This window comes from Salipiger abyssi (assembly GCF_017311415.1).
Taxonomy (GTDB): Bacteria; Pseudomonadota; Alphaproteobacteria; order Rhodobacterales; family Rhodobacteraceae; genus Salipiger; species Salipiger abyssi_A.
In genome coordinates this window covers 1-10,525 of record NZ_JAEKIS010000046.1, presented here as the reverse complement: position 1 = coordinate 10,525, position 10,525 = coordinate 1, and the positions used below count along the sequence as shown (strand labels likewise).

Annotated in this window: 11 protein-coding genes; 1 reads left to right on the top strand and 10 read right to left on the bottom strand. The window is 62.0% G+C overall.

All coding sequences use genetic code 11. The annotated features are described in order from the left end of the window. The first annotated feature begins 105 nt into the window (after window positions 1-105). Window positions 106-1,551, top strand: coding sequence for an argonaute/piwi family protein (locus tag I6N89_RS24905; RefSeq protein WP_207020928.1), 1,446 nt, complete (start codon window positions 106-108; stop codon window positions 1,549-1,551). Window positions 1,552-1,756: 205 nt separating this feature from the next. Here the strand turns inward: I6N89_RS24905 and I6N89_RS24900 are convergent, their stop codons facing one another. The 10 genes from I6N89_RS24900 to I6N89_RS24855 form a co-directional block, all read right to left on the bottom strand. Beyond that, the gene (locus I6N89_RS24900) at window positions 1,757-2,485 is read right to left on the bottom strand and encodes a DUF736 family protein (protein ID WP_076625729.1); all 729 of its coding nucleotides are present in this window, start codon (window positions 2,483-2,485) and stop codon (window positions 1,757-1,759) included. A gap of 124 nt (window positions 2,486-2,609) precedes the next feature. Next, window positions 2,610-2,912, bottom strand: a complete 303-nt coding sequence (locus I6N89_RS24895; protein ID WP_028288606.1) for a hypothetical protein — start codon at window positions 2,910-2,912, stop codon at window positions 2,610-2,612. 100 nt (window positions 2,913-3,012) lie between these two features. Continuing rightward, window positions 3,013-3,474, bottom strand: a complete 462-nt coding sequence (locus I6N89_RS24890) for a DUF6915 family protein (RefSeq protein ID WP_028288607.1) — start codon at window positions 3,472-3,474, stop codon at window positions 3,013-3,015. Between the two features lies 1 nt (window position 3,475). Then, window positions 3,476-3,862: a DUF6878 family protein gene (locus I6N89_RS24885; RefSeq protein WP_076625728.1), complete on the bottom strand. Its 387-nt coding sequence runs from the start codon at window positions 3,860-3,862 to the stop codon at window positions 3,476-3,478. A gap of 121 nt (window positions 3,863-3,983) precedes the next feature. After that, window positions 3,984-8,246, bottom strand: coding sequence for a strawberry notch family protein (locus I6N89_RS24880; RefSeq protein WP_028288609.1), 4,263 nt, complete (start codon window positions 8,244-8,246; stop codon window positions 3,984-3,986). Window positions 8,247-8,348: 102 nt separating this feature from the next. Further along, on the bottom strand, window positions 8,349-8,501 hold the full coding sequence (locus I6N89_RS24875; protein WP_043754116.1) for a hypothetical protein: 153 nt from the start codon (window positions 8,499-8,501) through the stop codon (window positions 8,349-8,351). Continuing rightward, on the bottom strand, window positions 8,491-8,655 hold the full coding sequence (locus tag I6N89_RS24870; RefSeq protein WP_009819683.1) for a hypothetical protein: 165 nt from the start codon (window positions 8,653-8,655) through the stop codon (window positions 8,491-8,493). Before I6N89_RS24870 ends, I6N89_RS24875 begins: the two co-directional genes overlap by 11 nt. 94 nt (window positions 8,656-8,749) lie before the next feature. Further along, the gene (locus I6N89_RS24865; protein ID WP_024099306.1) at window positions 8,750-9,268 is read right to left on the bottom strand and encodes a type II toxin-antitoxin system YhaV family toxin; all 519 of its coding nucleotides are present in this window, start codon (window positions 9,266-9,268) and stop codon (window positions 8,750-8,752) included. Then, window positions 9,265-9,591, bottom strand: coding sequence for a type II toxin-antitoxin system PrlF family antitoxin (locus I6N89_RS24860; protein ID WP_005668772.1), 327 nt, complete (start codon window positions 9,589-9,591; stop codon window positions 9,265-9,267). The genes I6N89_RS24865 and I6N89_RS24860 overlap by 4 nt, the downstream gene beginning before the upstream one ends. A 124-nt stretch (window positions 9,592-9,715) precedes the next feature. Further along, window positions 9,716-10,369, bottom strand: a complete 654-nt coding sequence (locus tag I6N89_RS24855) for a DUF6927 domain-containing protein (RefSeq protein WP_028288610.1) — start codon at window positions 10,367-10,369, stop codon at window positions 9,716-9,718. Between the last annotated feature and the right edge of the window lie 156 nt (window positions 10,370-10,525).

Here is a 10,525-nt window from a genome sequence, read left to right as displayed (position 1 = left end):
CCCCGTGAAGAGAACCGCGCCGCCGCCGCCAGCCTTCGGTCGGGCTACGCCCTCCCTACGGCTGGCGGCGGCGGCCAACTTGCCTGACGGTGCCGGTCAAGATGGTTGTCGCCCACCACTCGGAAGCTTCGAGAAGTCCGAATTGGGGTTGTGGGAACGTCGGACGGGATCGGACACTTCCGATCTTGGAGCCGCCGGCTGCTTTCCGGGATACCGGTGCCGCCTCCGGGGCCGACGGAGAAGAAGGACCGTCTTCATCTCGCGGATTTCGCCGGGCTCGAAGAGACATTCGGCATTACTTTCGATCCAGATCGGCTCAGGTCCCTGACGGTCGAGTTTGACGCCATCGAGCGGGCGACCAGGGTGCAGAACATGCACGAGGCCGTCGATGCGGTCGCCCGTATCTACACTGAGCGCGTCCACAAGTTCAGGCGCAACGAGGAGGGTTCGATTGATGTATGGATGTTCGTCGTGCCCGAGATAGTCTACGAGCGCTGCCGTCCGGAATCGAGGCGGACCGGTTTGACCCTGGTCGCTGGAAAAACGCCCAAGAAGCAGCGCGCAAGGTCACCCCAGTCGTTCCTTTTCATGGACGAACGGTTCGATCCGCGCATTGAGGACGTGTTTGACGACATTCCCGACTTCCGTAGGCACATCAAGGCGACTTTGCTCTCGATCGCGCCCTCTCAGATCCTGCGCGAGTCGACCCTTGAGCCGACAGCGTTCCTCAACAGTGCGGGCTATCCGAAGCGAACCACCCAAGACCCTGCGACAGTGGCGTGGAACATCGCGACGGGGCTTTACTATAAGACACAGGACCGTCCACCCTGGCGGCTGTCGAACGTGCGCGAAGGAGTATGCTACATCGGGATGGTCTACAAGAACCTCCCAAACAACCGCGATAATCACGTCTGCTGCGCGGCGCAGATGTTTTTGAGTGAAGGCGATGGCGTGGTGTTCCGCGGCGCGAATGGCCCTTGGAAGACCGGCAAGTACGAATACCATCTAAACGCTGACGCCGCGAAAGAACTTCTAGAGACTGTGATAGAAGCGTACCGGGATCTGCACTCCGAGCCGCCCAAGGAACTCTTCATCCATGGGCAGGCGTCATTCAACGACGAGGAGTGGCAGGCCTTCTGTCAGGCGGCTCCGAAGGGGACGAACGTCGTCGGTGTACGGATCAGACCTACGGGTGGTGACGCAAAGCTCTTCCGTGCAGGCGACTACCCCGTGATCAGAGGAACGGCTCTAAGTTTAGACGAGAAGAACGCCTATCTTTGGACGAGCGGCTACGTCCCGCAGCTGGATACGTATATCGGGCCTGAAACACCCAACCCGCTTATGGTGACGATCCTGCGCTCAAAGCATCATAAGCCAGAGATGCGGACGGTACTTGCTGACATCATGGGACTGACAAAGATCAACTACAACTCGTGCAACTTCAACGATGGGTTGCCGGTAACAGTCCGCTTCGCAAAGATGGTCGGAGACATCCTTGTGATGGGTTCGGCGCGGGAGGGCGGACCGCAGCCATTCAAGTACTATATTTGACCGGGCTGTTTTCGGGTGTGTGTTCGGACGCGGGGCAGGCCGTTCTAAGGGCTGCCGCCATCTTATGTTTTGGGGCCGTTCGCAACCTGAACGCGCCTGGCAAATCACTAACTGACCTTACTTTCATGCAAATGGACATTGTAAGAGGGGAACCGTGATCCCACGGCTCCCCTTTCGGTGCGGATCGTCTAATCTCGCGCGTTGGTCACGCGACCAGCGACAGCCCTGCGCCTGCGTCCTGTGGCTGCTCACCGCTGTCGATGAACGGGATGATCGAGAAGGTCTGCCCGCCGCGCTGCTCTTCGTTCTGCACGGCGTTGACGCGCAGGTCACCGTAAGGCGTGTTGATCAGCAGCGTCAGGTAGTCATTGCCCGTGCGGCTGCTTTTGGCCATCCACGCCGAGCCGACGCGGATCGGTGTGCCCCGGGGCGAGCTGACCTCGATCCGGTAATCGGGGTGGGTCTCCTCGGTTTTGTAGCTGTTCTCGATCAGGATGAACTCCAGATCGAACATCATGTTGGCGATGTAGCCGGTGAAGGCGTTGTCGGCGTCCATAGCGGTCAGCTCGCCCGAGATCGAGCCGGATTTCATCAGACCGTTCGAGACCAACGGGATGATCTCGAATTCGCCGCTCTGGGCCGCGCGCGCCTCTTTCGTCTGCACCGCGTTGACCCGGAACGGGCCGAGGCCCACATCGATCTGCATCGAGATATAGGGGTTTCCGCTGGTATTGCCCGTCTCGTTCCAGGCCGTGCCGATGCGGACCTTGCGGCCCGATTTGTTGACGGCCGTCACGTCGTAATCCGGACTGCGCGCGGACATCTTGGCCCGTGCCTCAAGCTGGATGGCGATGTCAAATCGCGTCGAGTGGATCATGCCGGTGTATTCGGCGGCGGCGGTCTCGACATTGCGGGTGAGGGTTCCTGCGAACATGGGATGGTTCCTTTTGGATTGGCCGGTGCCTGACGTTCTTGCCAGCGCATCCGGGATTGCTTTCTCGACCCCTCCTGGGATCACAAACCAGAAAGCTTGCTTTCCTTTCAGCCCCGCCCACGGGTCAGAGCTGCCGTCCGAGTGGGCATGCCCCCGCGCGTTCGGGTGCTGCGCCCCTCCCCTGCCCGTCTGGTCTTGATTGGCTACCCGGATTTTCCGCGCTGTCCTTCGATTGCGCGATGAAGAACTCCGCCTCTTTTCCGTTCAACCGGTGCCCGCTCCGGTCGGTCAGGCCGATGCAGCTACCGTTCGGCACAAAGGTGATGAGGTACTGACCGAGCCGGTCCTTGTGGACAACGTAGCCGGTATTGGCCCAGTGCACGGTCTGACCGGCATCGACGGCCGCCTTGATGTCTTCGAATGTCATGTGATCCTCCTCAAAAAGATTGCTGGGGAAACGACGCAAGAAGCCTGATCTTCCGACCGGGCTTCTATGCAGCATTCGTTTGGCAAACGACCGAGAGCTGTCAGGCGCTTTGCGTGGCTTGCGTCGCGCGCGCCGCCATCCAATCTTTCAGGCCGAGAACCGTTCTTCCGGCGGCCACCTCGAATGCCCAAGCAACCCTTGGATCGCCGCAGGGCTCCCCGCTGAGGTGCTGCTCGATATGGCCATTGGCCATCCATGGCTCAGGCTGTATCCGTCGCAGCCAGTCCGCCATGCTCGGAATGCGGCCCTGGCAGTCTTCGCGGACATGCTGCTCGCCGATCCAGCGCACGGGGATGTCCCGACCCGCGCTATTGGTCAGGGTCAGACCGAAGACACGTTCGGCCTCGAACAGGCCTTGAGCATGATGACGCAAGGCGCGGTGCGTGAAGAGGGCGAGGTGTTCTTTCGAGGCGTCGAACCAGTCGTGGATGTCCTGATAGTCAGATGGCACCCCACCGAATTTCCGGGCAGAGCTTTCAGCATGATGAAGCGGATGGGCCATCTCAAAGCCCGTCGTCATAGCTGTGCGAGCATTCAACGTAGCGGTCCGCATGATCGAGCGTGATGCTGTCGTTGCGCAAGTCCCAGGTCAGCGTGCCGTAGCCGCCCTCGTTGTTCTCGAACCCCGGATGATGGTGATAGGCGAGTGACCAGGCGAAATCGCCCACGGCGGTGACAAGCGCTTCCGGCAGTTGGACCTCCGCAGGCTGCACATTCACGTCCTCGACATTGCCGGAGTCGCCATAGCCTTCGTATTCGGCGGTGACCTCGTTGATGCCAAGCGCGCGCAATTGCACGATCAGTTCCGCTCGGGTTGCTTTCAGGGTGGTTTCGTGCTCGGCGCGCCACTGAGCCGCCATTGCGGCATAGTCGATCTGGGGATTGGTCATGGGTCTGTCCTCTTATCAGAAGTTGGGGGGCCAGGCGTCGCATTGGTCAGCGCGCGCCCGGAAAGCGCAGACCGGCCAAATCCCGATCCGCGACGCCCGACCCAAAGCCCGCTTTGGCTTTTCAGGCGGCTTGGTCTGCCGCGTTGCTGGTTCCCTGCCCCACAATCCGGGCCAGAATGCTGACCGTGTCGATCCCGTCCCCATGCGGCAGGAACACCCGCAGCTGGAAGGCAATGATCTCGGTGAAACACCCCATGGCCTTGAGGCCTTCGATCATGCCCTTGTCCGCACCGCCCAGCTCAAGGCGCATCTCGCCTGCGACCCGGCGACGGGTCAGCGTCAGACCCCGGCCCAGATCGACCGGCGTGGTGGTGCCAAGAGCCGCAGTCAGCATCTCCTGTGGCGTTTGCGGGTTAGAAACGAGGAAGCTGGCGCGCAGCGCGGCCGCCCCTTCCTCGCTCAGCGTGCGCCCGATCATGGCGGTCGCCCCGTCCGGCGTGACGCGGTAGATGCGTTCATTCGTGGTCGGGATGTCCTTCCAGATCGGCAACAGCAGCCCGGTCAGCAGGTAGAGCTTGGTTGTGGTGGTTTTTGGCAGGGACGCTGCCTCGGCATCCCAAAGCTTTGCAAACTCGGGCCTGTCGATGTCTTCCCAGGCCGAAGACGTGAACCGAGCCTCTTCGAGATAGCTAGACCCGTTTGGCCGCACCGCCTTGCGCATCAGTGTGACAATATCCTCGTCATACATCTGCATGGGGCGCGCCGAGATGAGCGCCGCGCGACCGGAGGCGCGATTGACCATCGGTAACTTGTCGGGATTGCGCGACATGGCCTCTTCGGCGTCCAGCACATACACTGGGTCGGTGACCTCCAGCCCGATAATCCGCGTCACGGCGCCGGATTTCGGGCAGGTCCAGAGATCCTCGGTGGAGACCTGTTCTATCTTGTCGCCGCGTAGGGTTTCCACGCCGAGATCGAGCGTGCCCGCCGCGCGCGCCCGTTCCGTCTGATCGGCAATCCGGCGCATGAACTCGGCAAAGAGTGCGTTCTGCATGTGGATGGGAAGGGCAAGCACCCGGTTGAGAAACCGCTGGATCGGGGGAAGCTCCTCAAGGAGCACCCCGTCCTTGTCGATCAGCCGCAGGGCGGTCCAGTCGGTGAAGCTCTCGTAGCTCATCGCCTCAGCGCGCCCGGCGGCAAGATCGGCGAAATACCCACGCAGCGCCGCTCGCGCGATCGGGCTTTCGAGATTGTCCTCCTCGCGGAACATGCCTTGCGAGCCGGTCTCGCGCTGACCCTTGGTCAAGGCCCCCAGCTGGTCGAGGCGCTTGGCTATAGTCGAGGTGAAACGCTTTTCGCCATGCACATCCGAGGTGCAGACCCGGAAGAAGGGCGCGCTGACTTGGGCAGAGCGATGCGTGCGGCCGAGCCCCTGGATGGCCGCATCGGCGCGCCAGCCGGGCTCCAGCAGGTAGTGCCGCCGCCGTTTCTGGTTCTTCGCCGTTTGCGCCGCATGATACGACCGGCCCGTACCGCCCGCATCGGAGAAGATAAGGATATCCTTATCACCGTCCATGAAGGCTTGGGTTTCGGATGAATTGCTGCTGGCGGCGCGCTTTTCGATGAAGAGATGACCATCCTCGGCCTTGAGGGGTCGGATGGACCGCCCCGTGACTTCTGCCACGGCCTCGTCGCCAAAGGCCCAGAGGATCTGATCCAGCGCCGAGGGGATCGGCGCCAGCGTCATCAACTCCATCATGGCCGCGTCACGCAGAGCGAGCGCCTCGCGCGAGACGACCAGCGCGCCAGTTTCATCCCGAAGCGGCTCAGCCACCATGTTGCCGTCGATCTCCACGAGCTTTTGGGCATGGATCGGAAAAGCCTGTTCGAGGTAGGCGAGAACATAGTCGCGTGGCGTCAAGGCACCCTCGACGAGTTCATCCTCCGGGTCCATCGTCTCAAGCCGACGCTTCAACAGGCTCTCACCCGTCGAGACCACCTGGATGACGCAAGCCTTGCCTGCCGCCAGATCGTCCGCGATGGCGTGGATGATGGTCGGGGCCTTCATGCCCATCAGCAGATGATTGAAGAAACGCTGCTTTGTGCTCTCGAAGCGGGACTTGGCCGAGGCGCGTGCTGCCGAGGCATTGGTCTCTCCCGAGGCATCGTTGACGCCGGTGGCTGTCAAAGCGGCTTCGAGATTGTGGTGGATTGTGCGAAAGGCTCCCGCATAGGCGTCGTAGATCTCGATCTGGGCCGGGGTGAGCGCGTGTTCGAGCACGTCATACTCCACGCCATCGAAGCTGAGGGCGCGGGCCGTGTAGAGGCCGAGCGTCTTGAGATCGCGCGCGACCACCTCCATGGCGGCGACACCGCCAGCTTCCATCGCAGAAACGAAGCTCTCGCGGCTTGGGAAGGGGTATTCCGGCCCCTGCCCCCAGAGACCAAGACGCGCGGCATAGGCCAGGTTGTGCACGCTCGTGGCACCCGTGGCCGAAATGTAGAAGACGCGAGCGCGGGGTGCTGCCAGTTGCAGCCGCAGGCCTGCAAGGCCCTGCTGGGAGGGTTTGACCCCCCTGCCCTGCTCGGACCCGGCCGCGTTCTGCATGGCATGGGCCTCATCAAAGGCCAGTACGCCGTCGAAGTCTTCGCCCATCCAGTCGAGGGTCTGGCTCAGTCGCGTGGTGCCACATTTGCCCGCGGACCGCAGCGTGGCGTAGGTGACGAAGAGGATACCGTCGCCCATCGGGACGGGCTGATCCGGTTTCCATTTTGAGAGCGGCTGGATGTCGGCTGGCGAGCCGCCGAGATCGGTCCAGTCGCGGATGGCGTCCTCGATGAGCGTGGCGGATTTGGAAACCCAGATCGCCTTTCTGCGCCCGGCCAGCCAGTTCACGAGAATGAGCCCCGCGCATTCGCGCCCCTTGCCGCAACCGGTGCCGTCGCCGAGGAAATAGCCAAGGCGATAGGCACGTGCGTCTGGATCATCATCGGCGCGCGTCAGCTTGGTCTGGTCGTCATCGATCGCGAACCGACCCGGCAGGTCGCGCCCATGGGCGTCATGCGCCATGATGATGGTTTCCAGCTGCGCCTCGGAGAGATGTCCCTCCTCGATCAACCGTGCGGGCAGGCGCAAGTCATCACTGCCCGTGTTTGAGGGCATGGGCGGGGCAACCGAGGCCATGGCGATGCTCTCGACGAGCGGCGTGGGATGTTCTTGCGCACCCGCGATCTCGATCCGCTGCGGACGGTAGCGCGCATAGATGTCCGAGATGGGCGTGTTGTCGCGCGGGATATCGAGGCTCTTGAAAGTGAGCGGGACAACGGCATTGGCCCGAGATTTGGAGGCGGCGACAGGCGCAGCAGCGGTCTTGCGCGGGGCAGATGATGGAACGATCGGTCGCGCATGAGGGATCGCTTCAGCCCGTTGGACGGGGCGCATCTCGGGCCGGGTCGCGGCAACTGCGTCGACAAAAGGAAGGGCTTCATCCAAGTCCCGGACACTGGCGCGGATCATTTCGCCGTCCTCCTGCACCTTGTCGAAGACCATCAGCTGGGTTTCGACAGAGGTGCCGAGCTTGCGATAGACCTGTCCCGGCATCGTCAGCGCCAATCGCGGCGTCAGGAGACCGCAGGCGCGGGACCAATGCGCGGCATCGCGTTCGGGCGTGAATCCCGGCGGCATGATCGCCACCAGCCGCCCGCCGGGTGCCAGGCGCTTTGCAGCCGCGATGAGATGCTTGGCGGCGATGTGCTTGTCTCGGGAGCGATCGACCGAGGAGGCGAAGGGCGGGTTCATCACCACGACCTCGGGTAGAACCGGCGTCTGCAGCAGATCATCGATATGCTCGCCGTCATGGCCTGTGACCTCGCCGCCGAAAACCGCGCGCAGGAGGCGCTGGCGAAAGGGGTCGATCTCGTTGAGCAGAAGCGTGGCACCGGCCCGGGCGGCGAAAGCAGCCAGGGCACCGGTGCCAGCCGAGGGCTCCAGAACGGTCTCGCCCTTGCGGATCGCCGCGGCCCGCAAAACCAGCGCCGCGAATGGCAGCGGCGTGGAAAACTGCTGTAGCCGGATCTGCTGCTCTGACCGGCGGGTTTCCGTCAGGAGCCGTGAGGCAAGTAGCCTTGCAGCGGCGGTGTCACCTGCCGCGCCGTTCCCACGCAGCAGCACCTGGACAGCCGCTGCCTGCATCATGTCATAGGCCATGCGCCAGTCCCAGGCGCCACCGGCATCGCTGCCATGAAACGTCTCGCGCATGATACGCGCGAGCGCTGAACTGCGCAGGGGCTGGTCATCGACCTCCGTGCCGATTTGCGCGAGGGCAGAGGCGAGATCGGCTTCGGAGATTGCGAGAGCCGGGTTGGCCGTTCTGGGTTTGGACATGGGGATTTTCCTTTGGATCAGGGTCTGAGTTCCAAAGGACAAAAAGCCCGCTTTCGCTTTTCAGGGTGACGTAGTCAGACCGCGCCGACCTCAAAGGCTTGGTCAGGACTTGGGTTCGACCTGCCGCTTCGCATCAATCAATGCCTGTGCGGCCTGCATCACCTGAACCTGAGATGTTCCCGAGCGTGCATCCTCCAGCGCGGCCTGCACCTGCGCGCAAAACCACGTGTCATAAGAATTCGCTTCAGCGGCCACGGAAATGCTCCTCGAGCCCGATATCCAGCAGCTTGCCGAGGTCATCGGGCATGTCTGCAACGCGCACAGCAATTGGGAAACGGTGCCCCGTCAGGTCAGGCGCGCATTGCTCCTCTAGACCGAGGTGCTGCCTATCCTTTTCCGTCTCATTCATTGTGCTTTCTCCGACCGCATTATCAGCCGATGCTACATCTTCGAGCGTGGCGTCGTAAATGATAATGCCAAAGGGTCATAGCAAGCTGGCCCACTTACCGATCGGGCACCGCTTCAAGGGATTTCTCGAACCGCTTGCCTGCCGCTGCAGCTTCTTTCAAGAGCGCGTCGAAATTGTCAGGTGGGTTGCCATCTTCCAGCATCCCTTTGAACGTCGCATAGGCATCCGTCTTGCTGCCATAGGCGCGCAGGGTCTTGTCGTCGTTCACCCATGCCACCACGATGACCTTCGCATCGCTGTTGAACCGGTAGAACAGCCGATACTGCTGGAAGAATTTCGCCCGGAACCAGTGCTTGCGGTGATCGCCGAGTGTGCCGCCTTGCCGGAAGGCGGCGGCACCCGGATCTGCAGGTATGGCCTCGGTGACCAGCTTGAAGATGGCGGCCAGCCGTTTCGTCGGGTTTTTCTTGTGCCAGGTCTTGGGATCGCGAGCCTTACGCGCCTCTACCTCCTCGACCAGCCCTTCGAGCTGGTCCAGAAAGAGTGGGTGCGCATAAATCGACCATCCATTCACGACAAGGGGCGCTTGGGCGGGCACGCTATCGCCGCTCATTCATCCTCGAGCGATAGCGGCGCATCGAGATCGACATCAACGTCTCCGACCAGTGCTGCAAGACGGTCATGCAAAGCCCCATCGAAAGCCCGAATGCGGTCCGGATGCGCCTTGATATCGGCCTCGACAAAATCGAGAAAGGCTCCGAGCACGGGATCTTCCTCGTCGCTGCGCACGGGCTCGATATAGACCCTGCCACTCGGCTCGGTGCAGTAACGAATCTGGTCGCCCTTGCCCAGCTTGAGCTGTTTGCGCACACCCGCCGGCACGGTCGTCTGATACCGATCCGTGAGTTTCGAGACATCTTGTGCGAGGGCTGTCATGGCAGTCTCCTGAAGAAAAGGGGCTTTGCTGCCCGCGATAGGTAATGCATTTGCATTGCCTTGTCAAGACAAGCCGCAGCATCTGCTGTCGCCGGGCAGGTCGATGAACCGTCCGGCGCAGGACCTAATTTCGCCCCGCCAGGAACTCCGCCAGCACCGGGCTAGCCGCACCTTTCGTGGAGCTGAGCAGCTCCGAGCCCGCAAGCGAGGCCTTCGACAGGCGTACGAGCCCACCAGTTTCCTCGATGCGGTAGCAGCGGCGCTTTTGCCGCCCACGCCTGTAGTGGGTCGCGGTGACAATCTGGCAGGTACTGCCATCGGTGAGCGTCACAGGGGTGGCGAGCTTGATCTTGTCGCCTTCCTCGTAGTCCGGGATCGCAGCCCAGTCCTGGCAGCGCTGGCGCCAGGCATGAGCATAGCTGTCTGGGTCTTTCAGCTCGGACAGCAGGGCCAATAGGCTCAGTGGCGCGCGGGATTCGACCGGTCCCGCGCTTTCCTCCATGTCCTTGTAGCCCCAGCAGCCGTCATCATATCGGGTAAGGAATACGGCGGCGAAAGTGATCGAGCCGTCAGGATCGGTGACATAGGTCGCGTCCTCGACAGGGGTGCCGTCGCGATTGGTAACCCTAGCCGCTGCATACCAGGTGGAGCCAACCTTGCAGGCCTTGACCAGTTCAGTTTTGCGCGTGTCGCCCTCAAAGGTGCAGAGCCGGGCAATTTCCGCTTTCTCATCCGCGTAGGATTTGACGCGGCCGTCGGTGTAGAACAGCCATCCCATCTCAGAGTCCTTTCTCTCATTGGGGAATTGTTGTCGCCAATGTCCCGTGTATGGACGCCCCCGGGGCTGCAAGCGATTTTTTGACTTTGGCAACAGCATTGCGGTCGAGTTCCTTCGTGTATCCGGCCTCTGGTTGCGACCTTCAATGCCGCGGGC

Coding starts and splice junctions, on each gene's coding strand:
- I6N89_RS24900 (WP_076625729.1), bottom strand. CDS start 2,485: ATGTTCGCAGGAACCCTCACCCGCAATGTCGAGACCGCCGCCGCCGAA.
- I6N89_RS24860 (WP_005668772.1), bottom strand. CDS start 9,591: ATGACAGCCCTCGCACAAGATGTCTCGAAACTCACGGATCGGTATCAG.
- I6N89_RS24880 (WP_028288609.1), bottom strand. CDS start 8,246: ATGTCCAAACCCAGAACGGCCAACCCGGCTCTCGCAATCTCCGAAGCC.
- I6N89_RS24885 (WP_076625728.1), bottom strand. CDS start 3,862: ATGACCAATCCCCAGATCGACTATGCCGCAATGGCGGCTCAGTGGCGC.
- I6N89_RS24870 (WP_009819683.1), bottom strand. CDS start 8,655: ATGAATGAGACGGAAAAGGATAGGCAGCACCTCGGTCTAGAGGAGCAA.
- I6N89_RS24895 (WP_028288606.1), bottom strand. CDS start 2,912: ATGACATTCGAAGACATCAAGGCGGCCGTCGATGCCGGTCAGACCGTG.
- I6N89_RS24865 (WP_024099306.1), bottom strand. CDS start 9,268: ATGAGCGGCGATAGCGTGCCCGCCCAAGCGCCCCTTGTCGTGAATGGA.
- I6N89_RS24855 (WP_028288610.1), bottom strand. CDS start 10,369: ATGGGATGGCTGTTCTACACCGACGGCCGCGTCAAATCCTACGCGGAT.
- I6N89_RS24890 (WP_028288607.1), bottom strand. CDS start 3,474: ATGGCCCATCCGCTTCATCATGCTGAAAGCTCTGCCCGGAAATTCGGT.